The following is a 17,161-nucleotide window of genomic DNA, read 5'->3' on the forward strand; positions in this document are numbered from 1 at the left end:
TTTCTCACGCCTCGTCAGTGCGGTCGCCACCCTCCTCCTCCCCTGTCCCACCTGCGCAAATGGCGAGAACCGCGGTCCCGAACCGGTCCAGCTTCCGCGCGCCGACGCCGGAGATCACCGCCAGCTCACCCGCACTGCCCGGTACCGCCTCGGCGATCGCCATCAGTGTCTTGTCCGTGAACACGCAATACGCGGGCTGGCCGATCTCCTCCGCGCGGACCGCCCGCCAGTCGCGCAGCCGCTCGTAGAGTCCCTCGTCCATGTCGGACGGGCAGTCGTCGCAGCGCATCAGTTTCATCTCGCCCGGGTCGGTGAGGGTCTTTCCGCAGACCCGGCATCGCGCCGGCCCGCGGCGGACACGCTTGGCGGCTGCCCCGGGGCGCCGCTCCGCACCGTCACCCCGTCCGACGACCGTGCCGCGGGCACCGTGTGCCACCGTTCCCGGGCGCAGTCCGGTCAGGAATCGGCTCGGCCGACGTCCGGCACGTCCGCCGGGCGACCGGGAGAGCGACCACGACAGCGAGAGGTGTACGCGGGCCCTGGTGATGCCGACGTACAGCAGTCGGCGCTCCTCCTCGATCTGCTCGTCGGTCTTGGCGTACGCGATCGGCAGCATGCCCTCGGTGAGCCCGACAAGGAACACCGCGTCCCATTCCAGGCCCTTCGCCGAGTGCAGCGAGGCGAGCGTGACGCCCTGAACCGTGGGGGCGTGCTGGGCCGCGGCCCGTTCGTCGAGCTCGGCCACCAGGTCGGCGAGCGTCGCCCCCGGTTTGGCCCGCTCGAAGTCCTCGGCGAGCCGGGCCAGCGCGGCGAGGGACTCCCAGCGGTCCCGCACCGCTCCGGAGCCCGCAGGGGGCTCCGGGGTCCAGCCCTTGGTGGAGAGCACCGCCCGCACCTGTGCCGGGAGCCCCTCCGCGTCGTCGAGCAGGGAGTCGTTGCCGCCCGCGCGGGCCGCGCCGCGCAGGGCCACACCCGCCTCACGCACCTCCGCGCGTTCGAAGAAGCGCTCCGCGCCGCGCAGCTGGTAGGGGACGCCCGCGTCGGCCAGGGCCTGTTCGTAGACCTCGGACTGCGAGTTGACCCGGTAGAGCACGGCGATCTCGCCCGCCGGAACGCCTGCGGCGATCAGCTCGCGGATGCGGCGGGCGGTGCCCTCCGCCTCGGCGGGCTCGTCCGGGTACTCGGTGTGGACGGGCTCGGGGCCGGACTCGCGCTGCGAGACCAGTTCGAGCCGGTGCTCGGCGGCCCGGCCGCGGGCCTGGCCGAGCAGTCCGTTGGCCAGGTGGACGACCTGAGGGGTGGAGCGGTAGTCCCGGACGAGTTTGACCACGGTCGCGCCGGGGTGACGGGTGCGGAAGTTCAGCAGATGGTCGGGGGTGGCTCCGGTGAAGGAGTAGATCGTCTGACCGGCGTCACCGACGACGCACAGGTTGTCCCGGTCACCGAGCCAGAGATCGAGCAGTCGCTGCTGGAGCGGGCTCACGTCCTGGTACTCGTCGACAACGAAGTGCTGGTACTGGCGGCGGACGTGGTCGGCGATGTCGTGGCGGTCCTGGAGGATGGCGACGGTCAGCAGCAGCACGTCCTCGAAGTCGATCACCGAACGGTCGCGCTTCAGCTGCTCGTACATGGCGTAGATCTGGGAGATCTCTGCCGTGTCGCGCGGGGCGTCCCGATGGGTCTTGGCGACCACGGCCGGGTAGTCGGCGGGAACCGTCTGGGTGACCTTGGACCATTCGATCTCGCTGGTGACGTCACGCAGCTCGTTGCGATCGAGCCGGATGCGACAGCGGACCGCGGCCTCCGCGACCAGTTGGACCTTGCGTTCCAACAGCCGCGGAAGCTCTCCACCGACGGCTTTCGGCCAGAAGTACTGGAGCTGACGCAGGGCGGCGGAGTGGAACGTGCGCGCCTGGACCCCTCCCGCGCCGAGCTGGCGCAGGCGTCCGCGCATCTCACCCGCGGCCCGGTTGGTGAAGGTGACGGCGAGCACGCTCGTCGGCTGGAGTATCCCGGCACGCACTCCGTAGGCGATGCGATGGGTGATCGCACGCGTCTTGCCCGTACCGGCTCCGGCCAGCACACACACCGGGCCGTGCAGGGTCGTGGCGACCGCGCGCTGCTCGGGGTCCAGTCCGTCGAGCACGGCGTCGGCCGACTCGGGGACCTGCGGGTAGAGGGAGGAATGCGTTGCTGCTGTCACCCCGCCATGCTGCCAGGTCGCACAGGGCAGACGCGGAGGTTGTCCACAGGGGTGCCTCGTCCTTCGTATTAATCCGAGTCGGTGCGAGTCGACCCGAGCCGGTGTGAGTCGGTCCGAGCCGGTGTGAGTCGGTGTGAGTCGGTGTGAGTCGGTGTGGGGGGGGTGAGTCGCCCACGGCCTGACGCGAGCCGACCATGACGGCGATGGCGTGGGGACGGCCGTGCCCGGAACGGGGGTGAACGGGCACGGGGGTGGCGCGGGGAATGGCGGTCGGCTCACGTACGTTGCCTATTCGTGCGGCGACGCACCTCCCGTGTTCTGCACGTGACGCACGTAACGCACGTGACGGATGCACGAGGGACGAGACCGACACCGACAGACGCACGAAACAGAGGAGCGGGAAGAAATGCCGGGCACTGTGACGATGTACAGCACCACCTGGTGCGGCTACTGCCGTCGGCTCAAGAGCCAGATGGACCGCGAGGGCATCGCGTACAACGAGATCAACATCGAGCACGACCCGGAGTCCGCCGCGTTCGTCGAGAAGGCCAATGGGGGCAACCAGACCGTGCCGACCGTCCTGGTGGTCGGTTCCACGGGTACCGAGGCCGTCATGACGAACCCGTCCCTGGCCCAGGTGAAGCAGGCACTCGCCGCCTGACGCACCGCTCCTGCGGTCTCGGCACGAAGGAGCGTCCCCCGCCACCGCTGGCGAGGGACGCTCCTTGTCCTTGGGGTCAGCCGTTACCGCCCGGCTTCGGAAGCGGCTTGCCGTACCAGAGTTCGATCAGCCGGGCCGCGATCGAGATGCCGTACGGAGGCATGACCTCACCCGACTCGAAGGCAGCCGTCAGTTCCTCGCGGGAGAACCAACGGGCCTCCTCGATCTCCTCGCCGTCGACGTTGATCTCGGAGGAGGACGCCCGTGCCATGAAGCCGAGCATCAGACTTGACGGGAACGGCCAGGGCTGGCTGGCGACGTACTCGACCTCGCCGATCGTGACGCCCGCTTCCTCGAAGACCTCCCGGGCCACGGACTGCTCGATCGACTCTCCGGGCTCGACGAAGCCCGCGAGCGTCGAGAAGCGGCCCTCGGGCCAGTGCACCTGGCGGCCCAGCAGGGCGCGGTCGTGGTCGTCCGTCACCAGCATGATGACCGCCGGATCGGTGCGCGGGTAGTGCTCGGCACCGCAGACCGGGCAGCGCCGGATGTGGCCGGCCGCCGCGATGACGGTGCGCTCCCCGCAACGCGAGCAGAAGCGGTGCAGGCGCTGCCAGTTCTCCAGGGCCACCGCGTGCACCAGCAGACCGGCGTCGCGGGGGCCGAGCAGCAGACCGGCCTCGCGCAGTCCGGCCGGGCGGGCCGGCTGGTCCATACGGCCGGGCAGGGAGTCCTTCTGGAGGGCGAAGTAGCGGACGCCGTCCGCGTCGGTACCCAGGAAGTAGCGGTGGGTCTCGGTGAGCGGGGCCTCGAAGGCCGGGGTCATGACGATCTCCGTGCCGCCGTCGGCGGTGTCGTCGATCAGCACCTGTCCGCCGGAGACGACGAACACACGCGTGGTCGGGTGGCTCCACGCGGCGGCCAGCCATGCCTCGTCGAGGCGGTGGTGCGCCGCGCGGTCGATGCCGCTGGGCGCCGTGAGGCCGATGGGCCGGTCCGTGGTGGCGTTGTCGAAGGTGCTCACAGGTGCTTCCTACTCCCCCGGATGGTTCGGGTGTTCTGAGGATTCAGCGGAGTGCGGCGGCCAGCTCGCCCCAGAGGTGGGCGGTCGTCTCCACGCCCTTGAACAGCAGGTCGAGTTCGACCTTCTCGTTGGGGGCGTGCCAGCCGTCGGAGGGTACGGAGATGCCCAGGAAGAGGACGGGGGCACCGAGCACGTCCTGCAGGTCGGCGGCGGGTCCCGAGCCCCCCTCGCGGGTGAAGAGAATCTTCCGGCCGAAGGCGCGCCCCATGGCCCGGGCGACGGCTTGCAGCGCGGGGTGGTCCAGCGGGGTGAGACAGGGGCGGGTGGCCGGGGAGAAGGTGATCCGGTGCCGGATCCCGGCCGGGATCCGCTCCTCGGCCCAGGCTTGGACGGTCTGTTGGATCCGGTCGGGGTCCTGGCCCGCGACCAGCCGGAAGCTGATCTTCACCAGGGCCGAGGAGGGAATGATCGTCTTGCTTCCGGCGCCCTGGTAGCCGCCGCCGATGCCGTTGACCTCGGCGGTGGGACGGGCCCAGACGCGCTCCAGCGTGGAGTAGCCGGCCTCGCCGGACGCGACCTGGGACCTGGCGGTGCGCAGCCAGGTCTCCTCGTCGAAGGGCAGCTCGGCGAAGAGCGCGCGCTCGACATCGGTGAGTTCGCTCACGCCGTCGTAGAAACCGGGGATCGCGATCCGGCCGTCCGCGTCGTGCAGCGCGGCGACGAGCCGGGCGACGGCGGTCGCGGGGTTGGGGACCGCGCCGCCGAACGAACCGGAGTGAATGTCCTGTTCGGGGCCGTACAGCTCGATCTCGCACTCGGCGAGGCCACGCATGCCGGTGCAGACCGTGGGGGTCGTCTCGTCCCACATGCCCGTGTCGGAGACGATCACGGCATCGGCGGAGAGCCGGTCGGCACGCTCCTCGACCAGCGCGCGGAAGTGCGGCGAACCGGACTCCTCCTCGCCCTCGATCAGTAGCTTGAGGTTGACGGCGGGGGCGGTGCGGCCGGTGAGGGCGAGGTGGGCCCGGACGCCGAGAGTGTGGAAGAACACCTGTCCCTTGTCGTCGGCGGCGCCCCGTCCGTACAGACGACCGTCCCGGATCACGGGCTCGAAGGGTTCGGTGCCCCAGCCGTCCTCGCGGGCGGCGGGCTGCACGTCGTGGTGCCCGTAGACGAGGACGGTCGGTGCGTCCGGGTCGCCGGACGGCCATTCGGCGAACACCGCGGGGGCGCCGGGGGTGTCCCAGATCTCGGTGACGGGGAAGCCGGTCCTCCCGAGTTCGGCGGACAGCCACTCGGCACTGCGCCGTACGTCCCCGGCGTGCTCCGGCTGAGCGGACACGGACGGGATGCGCAGCCAGGCGGCGAGGTCGTCGAGGAAGGCTGTGCGGTGCTGTTCGATGTACGTACGGACGGCGCTGTCCGGGGTGTCGCTCATGCAGTCGAGCCTATCGGCCCGCGGGAGGTGGCTCGTCCAGCAGGATCCGCTCCAGCTCCGCCCGGCCCGGAAGGCGCGTGGGACGGACGGTCTCCCCGCTGCGCACGTACAGGAACGTGGCGGTGACGGCGGTGAGCGGCAGGCCGTGCAGTTCGGCCCAGGCCAGGCGGTAGACCGCGAGCTGGAGCGGGTCGGCGGTATGGGTCCGGGCGGTCTTCCAGTCGACGATCTCGTAGGTGTCGTCCCCGGTGCGGTAGACGGCGTCGATGCGTCCCCTGATCACGCGGCCCGCGAGGGCGATCTGGAAGGGCGTCTCCACCCGGTGGGGTGTGCGGCGGGCGTAGGGGGTGCGCTCGAACGCCTCCTTGAGCGCGGCGAGGTCCCGCTCGTCGGCGATCTCGGCGTCGTTCTCGTCGCCGCCGGGCAACTCGTCCGGGCCGAGCAGGGGCAGCGGGACCTCCTCGAAGCGCGACTCCACCCAGGCGTGGAAACGGGTGCCGCGTCGGGCGGCGGGCTGCGGGGGCCGCGGCATGGGGCGGGCCAGCTCCCGGGCGAAGCCGTCGGGGTCGTCGGCAAGCCGCAGCAGCTGGGTGGCGGAGAGCGCGGGGGGGACGAGGACCTCGCGCACGGTGGCGCGGGCGCGGCGCAGCTCGCCGGTGAGGGCGTCGAGGTCGCGGTCCCAGGAGGCCAGGGTGCGGGCCTCCTCGGGGGTCAGGTGCTCGGGGGACGGGCGCTCGGGGGACGGGGGCTCGGGGGACGGGGGGTGCCCGGCACGCTCCGGGGCCCGGGCCGACGGAACGCTGGGCGCCGACGGCCGCGGTGCGGGAACGGGCGTCGGCCGGGGACGCGTCGGCTGCTCGTCCGGGTCGACTGCGGATGCCCGGGACGCGTGGCCGCTCCGGTCGCCGTTCCCGTCCTTGTCCCCGTCCCCGTCCCTGTCCCTCCTGTCCCTGTCCTCGTCCCTGTCCCTGTCCTTGTCGCTCTTGCTGTTGCCGTCACCGGCCCGGTCCCCGGCCTCGCCCGGGTACGCGTAGTCGTCCGGGAACGGGTCCTGGTCGGAAAACGGGTCCTGGTCGGAAAACTCGGCCCCCTCGGGGAACAGGTCGTCGTCGTACAACGCGTCGCCGGTGCCGTCGTACGGTCCGGTGCCGTCGTACGGTCCGGAGGTGTCGTACGGCCCGGAGGTGTCGTACGGGTCCGGAGGAACGGGCGGGGACACGTACGCGTTCGACGTGCCGCCCTCGGCGGCCAGGGCCTCCAGATGTGCCGTCACCGTGTCCGCGGCGGCCCTGCGGCGGGCCAGCGCGGTGTCGTCGAGCGGAAGTGGCCATGCCTGATCGGCCTGCTGTTCCGCGAGCGCCGGGTTCTCCTCGCTCTCGGCCGGTTCGTCCGCCCATGCCTCGATCTCGCCGTGTCCGGCGGCGCAGTGCTCGTACAGCGCGTGCAGGAAGGCGGACGGGCCGCGCGGCTTCTTCTGCGTCGGCCCCCACCAATGGCCGGAGCCGAGCAGCAGGCCTCGGGGCCTGGTGAAGGTGACGTATCCGAGGCGCAACTCCTCGGTGTACTGGTGCTCCTTCATCGCCTCCTTGAACCCTTTGAGTCCCTTGGCGTCCCAGGAGTCGGGGTCGGGGAGGGTGACCGTGTCCCCGCGCAGTGCGTGCGGGAGGACCTGCGGCTGGGACGTCCAGGCATCGCGGGACTGGGTGCTGGGGAACTGGCCGGTGACCAGACCGGGCACCGCGACGACGTCCCATTCCAGGCCCTTGGACTTGTGGGCGGTGAGGACCTTGACGGTGTTCTCGCCACCGGGGAGGGCGTTGTCCAGGCCCTTCTCGTACTGGACGGCGGTGCGCAGGAAACCCAGGAAGGCGAGGAGGGTGGCCTCACCGTCGACGGTGGCGAAGCGGGCCGCCACATCGAGGAAGTTGGCGAGGGTCTCACGGCGGCGTGCGGCCAGGGCGTGGGGCGACGCGGAGAGCTCGACCTCCAGGCCGGTGGTGGCGAGGACGCGGTGCAGCACGTCCATCAGGGGGTCGGCCAGTGCGCGGCGCAGATCGCGCAGTTCGGCCGCCAGGCGCGCGAAGCGGACCCGGGCCCCGGTGGAGAACGGCAGCCCGTCGTCCGCCTCGCCGCCCGATTCGAGGAAGGTGTCCAACGCGTCGGCGAGCGAGACCACCTCGGCCGGGTCGGTGCCTTCGACGGCCTCGGCCAGACGCCGGTCCGGGTCGTGGTCGTCCTCGTCGGCGTGGGTCGCCCGGTGCACGAGGAGACGGGCACGGCGGCCGAGCAGGGCCAGGTCCCGGGGGCCGATCCGCCAGCGCGGGCCGGTGAGCAGCCGGACCAGGGAGGCGTTGGCGCCGGGGTCCTGGAGCACCTCGCAGACCGCGACCAGGTCGGCGACCTCGGGCAGGTGCAGCAGCCCGGACAGCCCGACGACCTCGACCGGGATGTCGCGGGCCACCAGCGCGGCCTGGATCTCCGGGAAGTCGCCCGCGGTGCGGCACAGGACGGCGACCCCGCCGGGTTCCGTGCCGGTCCGCACCAGATGGGCGATCGAGTCGGCGAGCCAGTCGATCTCCTCGGCGTGGGTAGGGAGCAGGGCGCAGCGGACGGTGCCGTCCCGCTCGGCGCCCGGGGCGGGCCGCAGCGCCTCGACGCCCTCGTGCATGGCTCGCAGGGGTGCGGCGAGGCCATTGGCGAGGTGGAGGAGCCGGCCGCCGCTGCGGCGGTTCTCGCTGAGGGAGTAACGGGTGGCGGGCGTGCCGTCCGCGTGCGGGAAGTGGAACGGGAAGTCGTCGAGGTTGGCCACGGAGGCTCCGCGCCAGCCGTAGATCGCCTGGCAGGGGTCGCCGACGGCGGTGACCGCGTGTCCGGTCGGCCCGTACGGCCTGGTCGGAGCGGTCGGAGCGCTGCCGCCCGGTCCATCCGGTCCATCCGCGTTCGGTCCGTGTTCCTCGGTGGCGGACTCGGGGCCGCGGCCGAAGAGGGCGGACAGCAGGAGACGCTGGGCGACCGAGGTGTCCTGGTACTCGTCGAGCAGCACGACCCGGAACTCGTCGCGCAGGATCGCGCCGACCTCCGGCCGGGTGAGCGCCAGCTCGGCGGAGAGGGCGATCTGGTCACCGAAGTCAAGGAGGTCGCGGTTCCGCTTGGCCTCGCGGTAGCGCCGGGTCAGGTCCAGCAGTTCGCGTCGGGCCCGGGAGGTCTCGGGTATCTTGCGCAGTTCGGCGTTGCTGAGCCGGGCCGATTCGAGCGTGCGGAGCAGGTCGGTGTCGTACTCCGCGAGTGTTTCGGGGCGTACGAGGTGCTCGGCCAGCTCGGCGTCGAGGGCCAGCAGATCGCTGACCAGTGTGGGGAACGACCTGGTCAGGGCCGGATACGGGCCGGGGGCCTCGCGCAGCACGCGGGCGGCGAGCTGGTAGCGGGTGGCGTCGGCGAGGAGCCGGGTGGTGGGCTCCAGGCCGATGCGCAGCCCGTGCTCGGTGAGGAGCCGGCCGGCGAAGGCGTGATACGTCGAGATGCTGGGCTCACCCGGCGGGTGGTCCGGATCGATGGTGTCCGGGTCGGTGACCCCGGCCGCGATCAGGGCCTTGCGGACGCGCTCCGCGAGCTCGCCCGCCGCCTTGTTGGTGAAGGTGAGGCCGAGAACCTGTTCGGGGGCCACTTGCCCCGTCCCCACCAGCCACACCACGCGTGCTGCCATCACCGTGGTCTTCCCCGATCCGGCTCCGGCGACGATCACCTGCGGAGCGGGCGGGGCCGTGATGCAGGCAGTCTGCTCCGGGGTGAACGGGATCCCGAGAAGCTCCTTCAGCTGCTCGGGATCGGTGAGAGGTGAGGACACCCGATCGAGGCTAACCGCCCGGACCGACAACGTGGGAGCCGCCGAGGTCCGCCGAGGCCCGCCGAGCTCCCGGGTCCCCGGACCCCCGCACCCCCGGATCCCCGGATTCCGGGACCGCGGGACCCCGCCCGGCCGGTGCTTACGGTCCGGTCCGGTCCGTGTCCCGTACGTCACTCCAGGACGTGTCGGCCCTCCGGCCGGGCGCTGCACGCGGCGCGGAAGGCGCAGTGCCCGCAGTGCCCGCCCGTCGTGGGGGTGAAGCGTTCGTCCAGGACCCGGCCGGCGGCCGTGGCCAGCAGGTCGGACACCCACGCTCCGGAGAGCGGTTCCTGCGCCTGCACCTTGGGAAGGGCGTCGCCGCCCTCCTTCTTGGGGGCGGGTCGGCGCAGCTGTACGAGTTCGGCGCCGCCCGGTTCGGGGCGCCGCCCGTCGAAGACCTCGTCGACCGCCCCTTCCCGCACCGCCAACTGGTACACGGCGAGCTGGGGGTGGTGGGCCACCTCGTCCGTGGTGGGGGACTGCTTGCCGGTCTTGAAGTCGACGACGTACGCCCGGCCCTCGGCGTCCTGCTCGACCCGGTCCATGGAGCCCCGGATGCGGACCCGGTACTCCCCCGCCTCCAGCGTCACGTCGAAGTCGTGCTCGGTCGCGGCGGCCGTGCGACCCGCACGGTCCATGACGTGCCAGCGCAGGAAGCGTTCGAGGGCGATCCGGGCCTGTTCCTTCTCCTGCCGGGACTTCCAGGGGGCGTCGAAGGCGAGCCCGTCCCAGACCGAGTCCAGCCGCTCCATCAGGACGGCGAGGTCGGCGGGGGTGCGGCCGGAGGCCACCTCGTCGGCGAGTACGTGGACGACATTGCCGAAGCCCTGGGCGGCGGTCGCCGGGGCGTCCGCCTTGACCTCGCGGCCGAGGAACCACTGGAGCGCGCAGGTGTTGGCGAGCTGGTCCAGGGCGCTGCCGGAGAGGGTCACGGGCATGTCCCGGTCGCGGAGCGGAACGGCGGAACGGGTCGGTTCGTACAGGCCCCACCAGCGCTGGGGGTGGGCCGCGGGCACGAGCGGCTGCCCCTCGTCGTCGGTGAGCGCGGCCAGCCGGGCGAGGCGGTGGGCGGCCTCCTCGCGCAGGGCGTCGGACGCCTCGGGGTCGACCGTGGTGGCGCGGAGTTCGGCGACGAGCGCGGCGACGGCGAGCGGGCGGCGCGGGCGGCCGGTGACGTCGCGAGGTTCGGCCCCGAGTTCGGCGAGGAAGCGGGACGGCTGGTCACCGTCGTCGGCGGGCGCCTTGACCGCGGTGACGACGAGGCGCTCGCGGGCTCGGGTCGCCGCGACGTAGAAGAGACGGCGCTCCTCGGCGAGCAGGGCGCCGGGGGTGAGCGGCTCGGCCAGCCCGTCGTGGCCGATCCGGTCCGCTTCGAGCAGCGAACCACGACGGCGCAGGTCCGGCCAGAGTCCTTCCTGCACACCCGCGACGACGACGAGGCGCCATTCCAGCCCCTTCGACCGGTGCGCGGTCATCAGCCGTACGGCGTCGGGGCGCAGCGCGCGCCGGGAGAGGGTGTCGGCGGCGATGTCCTGGGCGTCGACCTCCTCCAGGAAGTTGAGCGCGCCGCGCCCGCCCGTGCGTTCCTCGGCGCGGGCCGCGGTGTCGAAGAGTGCGCACACGGCGTCGAGGTCGCGGTCGGCGTTGCGACCGGCCGCTCCCCCGCGCAGCGCTGCACGTTCCAGCCGTCCCGGCCAGGGGGTGCCGGCCCACAGCGCCCACAGCGCCTCCTCCGCGGTGCCGCCCCCTTCGAGGGTCTCGCGCGCCGTGCGCAGGAGCGCACCGAGACGCTGGGCGCCACGGGCGTACGCCGGGTCGTGCGTGACGAGCCGTTCCGGCTCGGCGAGTGCGCGGGCCAGCAGGTCGCCGGAGGGGGGCGGCACCCGGTTCCCCGCGGCCCGTTCCTCGTCGCGCAGGGCGCGTCCGAGCCGTCGCAGGTCCGCGGCGTCCATGGAACCGAGGGGGGAGGTGAGGAGGGCCAGGGCGGTTTCGGTGTCCAGCCAGGAGGTGATGCCCTCCGCTTCCGCCCCCGGCCCTTCGAACCCCGCCTCCGCTGTTTCCGAGTCCTCGAACCCCGCCTCCACTGTTCCCGAACCCGCGGGTCCCGCCTCCGGGACGTCCGGGGTCGGCGATCCCACCACCGGAGCGTCCGGGGTCGACGATCCCACCACCGGAGCGTCCGGGGTCGACGATCCCACCACCGGCGTGCCCCGGCGCAGGGCCGCCGTGGCGACCGCGCGGAGGGCCGCCAGGAGCGGTGCCACCGCCGGTTCGTGGCGCAGCGGGAGGTCGTCACCGTCGATCTCCAGGGGAACCCCCGCCGAGGTCAGGGCGCGGCGCACGGAAGGAATCGTGCGCCCCCCGGCGCGCACCAGCACCGCCATCTCGTTCCACGGGACGCCGTCCTCCAGATGCGCCCGGCGCAGCAGGTCGGCGATGTTGTCGAGTTCGGCGGAGGGGGTCGGATAGGTGTACACCTCCACGCCGCCGCCCTCCCGGACCGCGGCGAGCTCCCGGTGGGCGCGTACCTTCGCCCCGGGCAGCCGGTTCAGGGGCATGCGGCGGGTGAGCAGCCGGGTGGCGGCCAGCAACCGCCCGCCGGAACGGCGCGAGGTGGTGAGGACGCCGACCGGGGCCGGGGCGCCGTCCGCCCGGCGGAACGTCTCGGGGAAGTCGAGGATGCCGTTCACGTCGGCGCCCCGGAACGCGTAGATCGACTGATCCGGGTCGCCGAAGGCGATGAGGTCCCGGCCGCCGCCCCCACCGCCCGGGGCGGTCCCCCGGTTGCCGGCCAGTGCGTGCAGCAGCCGCACCTGGGCCGGGTCGGTGTCCTGGTACTCGTCCACGAACACCGCGTCGTACTGTCCTGCCAGCTCCGCCGACACCTCGGGGCGCTCCGCGAGCAGAACCGCCCGGTGGACCAGTTCCGCGTAGTCCAGCACCCCCTGCGCGTCCAGCACGTCCAGGTACTCGGCGAGGAACCCGGCCGCGGCGCCCCAGTCCGGCCGGCCGGTGCGGCGGGCGAAGGCCGCCAGGGCGTCCGGGCCGAGGCCCAGCTCGCGGCTCCGGGCGAGCACCGCCCGCACCTCGTCGGCGAAACCACGTGTGGTCAGGCAGGCACGCAGTTCGTCGGGCCAGCGGATGTGGGGGAAGCCGTCCCGTTCCAGTTCGAGCTGGCCGGCGAGCAGCTCGCGGACCGTGACGTCCTGCTCCGGTCCGGAGAGCAGCCGCATCGGTTCGGCGAAGAGGTCGGCGTCCTGGTGGGCGCGGACCAGTGCGTAGCAGAAGGAGTGGAACGTGGTGGCCTGCGGTCCGCGGGCGGCGCCGAGCCGGGTGGCCATCCGGTCGCGCAGTTCCACGGCGGCCTTGCGGCTGAAGGTGAGGACCAGGATGCGGGCCGGGTCGGCGCCGCGTGCCACCCGTGCCGCGACCGCCTCGACGAGCGTGGTCGTCTTGCCGGTGCCGGGCCCGGCGAGCACCAGGAGCGGGCCGCCGGGATGCTCAACCACGGCGCGCTGGGCCGCGTCCAGGAGAGGGGGGTCCACGGAGCCCGGCGGCGTACGCACCAACCGGTACGCGCCCGCGGTCCGCGACCGTGCCTGACGGTGCGGACTGTGCCGGGTGGTGGAGGAACTCACGTGGATCGCCGGTCCTGGTGGGTGTGCGGGTGAGGCTGGGTGTACGGGAGAACTGGGTGTGCGGGTGAGGGTGGATGTACGGGTGAGGGTGGGTGTGCGGGTGAGGCTGCGGTGTACGAGCGAGATTGCGGTGCGGTGGACGGGTGTACGGGTGAGAGAGGTGCGGTGCGTGCCGCGAACTGACGACGCTACGCCAGCGAGGGCGCGGCGCGGGGCGAGTCCGCTGCGTGACGCGTCACGTTCGATGCCCCGCTTCCCGTCACGTTCCGTGTGCTGGTCCGCACGGCCCGCGTACCGAGGGGTGTCGCGTACCGTCCCGGGCGGCCCGTCGTACGCGGGGCCGGCCGCGCCGTCGGGTGCGTCGGCCGGGGCGGCGGTGCCCACCGGCTCGTCCGCCCCACCGTGTCGCACATCACGCGCGCCGTCGTACGCGGGGGAACATCCCGCGCGCCCCCGGTGCTTTCGGACCTCGGCGCGGGTCCCTTACCGGATCTCGGGCACGTCGTACGGGCCCGGCTCCGCCCACCGCGCCTCCGGATGGCGGAAGCTGTCAGGTGTGAGCACCTCCGCCCGCGTCCCGGTCCGCGCCGGCCTCGCCGATGACCCCGTCCCACCGCGCCCGCCTCATGTCGAGGCGCGGCAGATGGCCCTGGGCGCCGCGCGATGCCTCGCGCAGCGGGGTGCTCTCGGCCCGGTAGTGGTCCAGCGCCCGCAGTTCGTGGCCCGGCAGCAGCGCGCCGTCGGCGCGCACCACGCGCCACCACGGAACGGCGGCCCCGTACAGCGCCATGACCCGGCCCACCTGACGCGGGCCGCCGTCGCCCAGCCACTCCGCGACGTCTCCGTACGTCATGATACGACCGGGCGGGATCAGGTCGGCGACGTCGAGGACCCGCTCCGCGTACTCCGGCAGCGCGTCCACCGTCCCGCCGCCGCTCGTCCCGCCGCTGGTCGTCCCGGCACCGCGCGTTCCGGCGCTGTTCGCACCGCGCGTTCCGCGCGTTCCGCGCGTTCCGTCGTCGTGGATTGCCTCGGTGCCCGTGCCCTCGGCACCCGTCCGGTACTGGCTCATCCCGTCCATCCTGCCGTACGCCACCGACAGCCCGGCCCGATCCGCGCACACCGCTCCGTGAGGCGTGCGTGTGGGCGCAAAGGAGCGTATGTTGCGCTTCGCGTGTCCGCGCGGTACACCCTGATGCCCTTCTCCGTCGCCGGGCCGTGCCACCATCGTGCAGGCGGTGACCGGTGATACGAGAACACGAAGACCATTCCGAGGCGACGAAGGAGCAGGGCGTGCAGCCACCGAAGGCGGCGGACGCCCCTGGTGCCCATCCGTACCCGGAGGCGTCGGACGGTCCCGTCGATCCGTCCCCCGGTGACCGCGCGACGCCCGGCGGCGAGCCCGCGGAGGCGGCCGGACACCCCGCACCCGCCACACCCCCCGAACACCCCGAGACGCCGGGACGCCCGGAAGGGGCGACGCTCTCGACCACCGCGGCGGAACGGGCCGAACGCGTCTCGGGCGACGAGCCGCTGCTCCCCGCCCGGGTGCACCGCCCCTCCGACCTCATGCGGCTGCTCATCGGCGTGCTGGCGGTCGTCGTCCTGTTCACGATCGCAGCGTTCGCCCACGGCACGACCGCCGGTCTCGAACAGGACATCAACAAGGGCACCGGTCAGGCGCCCGACATCCTGATCAAACTCGCCGGTCTGGTCTCCAGCATCGCCGTGCTCCTCGTGCCGGTCGTCTTCGCGATCGAGCGGCTGATCAAACGTGACGGGCTGCGGATCGCGGACGGTGTGCTCGCCGCCGTACTGGCGCACGGTGTCACGCTCGCCGCCGATCTCTGGGTGGCCGAATCGGCGCCCGGCACCATCAAGGACGCGCTGACCCAGCCGCAACCGGGCGACGCGCTCACCGACCCCGTGCACGGCTACCTCGCCCCCGTGATCGCCTACATGACGGCGGTCGGGATGGCGAGACGGCCGCGCTGGCGCGTCGTGCTGTGGGTGGTGCTGCTGCTCGACGCGTTCGCCATGCTGGTCGGCGGTTACACCACACCGTTCTCCATCGTCCTCACCGTGCTGATCGGCTGGACCGTGGCGTACGGCACGGTGTACGCGGTCGGCTCGCCCAACGTGCGGCCGACCGGGCAGCACCTGATGGCCGGTCTGCGCCGGGTCGGCTTCCACCCCGTCAACGCGATGCGCGCGGAGGACGCCCCCGACTCCGGCGACCAGGGCGACCGGGGACGCCGCTACGTGGTCACCCTGGAGGACGGTCCACCGCTGGACGTGACGGTCGTCGACCGCGAACAGCAGGCCCAGGGCTTCTTCTACCGGGTGTGGCGCAGGCTCACCCTGCGCGGCATCACCCAGCGCCGCTCGATCCAGTCGCTGCGCCAGGCACTGGAACAGGAGGCCCTGCTCGCGTACGCGGCCATCGCCGCCGGGGCCAACGCGCCCAAGCTGATCGCCACCTCCGAGCTCGGGCCCGACGCCGTGATGCTGGTCTACGAGCGCATCGGCGGCCGTTCCCTGGACGCGCTGGAGGACGCGGAGATCACCGACGCACTGCTGCACGGTGCCTGGCGTCAGGTGAGGGCGCTGCAGTCACGGCGGATCGCGCACCGCAGGCTCACCGGAGACGCCATCCTGGTGGATCGTACGGGCACGGTGTTCGTCACCGATCTGCGCGGCGGCGAGATCGCGGCCGGTGATCTGGTGCTGCGGATGGACGTGGCCCAGCTGCTGACCACCACCGGACTGCGGGTGGGTGCCGAGCGGGCCGTCGCCGGCGCGCTGGACGTGCTCGGCCCCGACGCCGTCGCGGACTGTCTGCCGCTGCTCCAGCCGATCGCGCTGAGCCGCTCGACCCGGGCCGCGCTGCGGCGCCTCGCCCGGGAGCGTTCGCAGCGCGAGCGCGAGGCGGTGCTGGAGGCGTCGGACGCGGCCAAACGGGCCCGGACGCCGGAACACGTCGCGGACCCGGAAACGGCCTCCACCGCCCCCGACCGCAAAGCGGACCGGAAGTCGCTGCGGGTCCAGAAACAGGCCGAGAAACGGGCCATGGACGAGGCCCTGGAAGGGGCCCGCGAGGAGGACCTGCTCTCCCAGATGCGGCAGCAGGTGCTGCGCATCCGGCCGCAGGCACCGGTCGAACCGGTCAGGCTGGAACGCATCAAACCGCGCACCCTGGTCAGCTGCATCGCCGGCGCGATCGCCGCGTACTTCCTCATCTCCCAGGTGACCCAGCCCGATTTCGGTGCCGTCGCCGAGCAGGCGGAGTGGGGCTGGGTGGCGGCCGCGATCGGCTTCTCGGCCCTCAGCTACGTCGCGGCGGCGATGAGCCTGCTGGGTTTCGTACCGGAACGGGTGCCGTTCGGCAAGACCGTGCTGGCACAGGTGGCCGGCTCCTTCGTGAAGATCGTCGCTCCGGCGGCGGTCGGCGGCGTGGCGTTGAACACGCGCTTCCTTCAGCGGGCCGGGGTGCGTCCGGGGCTCGCCGTGGCGAGTGTCGGCGCCTCCCAGTTGTTCGGTCTCGGCTGCCACATCCTGCTGCTCGCGGCATTCGGCTATCTGACCGGCACGGAGAAGACCCCGTCCTCGCTCACCCCGTCCCGAACCGTGATCGCCGGACTGCTGACGGTCGCCGTGCTGGTGCTGGTGGTGACGGCGGTCCCGTTCCTGCGGAAGTTCGTGGTGACGCGGGTGCGGTCGCTGTTCGCCGGGGTCGTTCCGCGCATGCTCGACGTGGTGCAGCGCCCGCAGAAGCTGCTGACCGGCATCGGCGGAATGCTGCTGCTGACCGGCCTGTTCGTGATGTGTCTGGACGCCTCGATCCGGGCGTTCAGCGGACCTGATGTGCCGCATCTCAGTTACGCGAGTGTCGCGGTGGTCTTCCTGGCGGGCAACGCGCTGGGGTCGGCGGCTCCCACCCCGGGCGGTATGGGAGCGGTCGAGGGCGCGCTGACGCTGGGGCTGATCGCGGTCGGACTGCCGAAGGAGGTCGCGGCACCGGCCGTCCTGCTGTACCGGCTGCTGACGCTGTGGCTGCCGGTGCTTCCGGGCTGGCTCTGCTTCAACCATCTGTCCCGCAAGGGCGAACTCTGACCCGCTCGGGCGACCTCTAACGGACCGGAGCGAGCTCCGGACAACAAGGACGCCCCCCACTTCCCTGCTCCGCCGCTTCCCCACTCCGCCACTCCGCCACTCCGCCACTCCGCTGCTCCGCCGCTTCCGGGCTCCCGGCTCCCGGCTCCCGAGAACGGGTCCCGAAGAACGAGTCCCGCCGGCCGCCGTCTCCTGACGGTC

Annotated in this window: 8 protein-coding genes; 2 read left to right on the forward strand and 6 right to left on the reverse strand. The window is 72.8% G+C overall.

Features of this window, described 5'->3' with window-relative positions; genetic code table 11:
- Positions 1–4: 4 nt before the first annotated feature.
- Complete coding sequence (locus tag ACF1CT_RS02675; protein WP_391781911.1) at positions 5–2,203, reverse strand: ATP-dependent DNA helicase UvrD2; 2,199 nt, start codon at positions 2,201–2,203, stop codon at positions 5–7.
- A 406-nt stretch (positions 2,204–2,609) separates the two neighbouring features.
- Between ACF1CT_RS02675 and ACF1CT_RS02680 the strand changes: the two genes are divergently transcribed.
- Positions 2,610–2,864 (forward strand): mycoredoxin, encoded by a 255-nt coding sequence (locus ACF1CT_RS02680; RefSeq protein WP_391781912.1) that lies wholly within the window; start codon positions 2,610–2,612, stop codon positions 2,862–2,864.
- Positions 2,865–2,940: 76 nt separating this feature from the next.
- On the opposite strand, the gene nudC is transcribed toward ACF1CT_RS02680, so the two are convergent.
- The 5 genes from nudC to ACF1CT_RS02705 form a co-directional block, all read right to left on the reverse strand.
- The gene (gene nudC, locus ACF1CT_RS02685) at positions 2,941–3,888 is read right to left on the reverse strand and encodes an NAD(+) diphosphatase (RefSeq protein ID WP_391781913.1); all 948 of its coding nucleotides are present in this window, start codon (positions 3,886–3,888) and stop codon (positions 2,941–2,943) included.
- A 43-nt stretch (positions 3,889–3,931) separates the two neighbouring features.
- On the reverse strand, positions 3,932–5,326 hold the full coding sequence (locus tag ACF1CT_RS02690; protein WP_391781914.1) for a dipeptidase: 1,395 nt from the start codon (positions 5,324–5,326) through the stop codon (positions 3,932–3,934).
- Positions 5,327–5,336: 10 nt separating this feature from the next.
- On the reverse strand, positions 5,337–9,170 hold the full coding sequence (locus ACF1CT_RS02695) for an ATP-dependent helicase (RefSeq protein WP_391781915.1): 3,834 nt from the start codon (positions 9,168–9,170) through the stop codon (positions 5,337–5,339).
- Positions 9,171–9,340: 170 nt separating this feature from the next.
- The gene (locus ACF1CT_RS02700) at positions 9,341–12,847 is read right to left on the reverse strand and encodes an ATP-dependent helicase (protein WP_391781916.1); all 3,507 of its coding nucleotides are present in this window, start codon (positions 12,845–12,847) and stop codon (positions 9,341–9,343) included.
- 550 nt (positions 12,848–13,397) lie between these two features.
- Positions 13,398–13,769, reverse strand: coding sequence for an MGMT family protein (locus ACF1CT_RS02705; protein WP_391782171.1), 372 nt, complete (start codon positions 13,767–13,769; stop codon positions 13,398–13,400).
- 371 nt (positions 13,770–14,140) lie between these two features.
- On the opposite strand from ACF1CT_RS02705, the gene ACF1CT_RS02710 reads away from it, so the two are divergent.
- A complete protein-coding gene (locus ACF1CT_RS02710; RefSeq protein WP_391781917.1) occupies positions 14,141–16,960 on the forward strand; it encodes a lysylphosphatidylglycerol synthase domain-containing protein in 2,820 nt (939 codons plus the stop codon).
- The last annotated feature ends 201 nt before the right edge of the window (positions 16,961–17,161 follow it).

It is taken from the genome of Streptomyces sp. NPDC014734 (assembly GCF_043083325.1).
Taxonomy (GTDB): Bacteria; Actinomycetota; Actinomycetes; order Streptomycetales; family Streptomycetaceae; genus Streptomyces.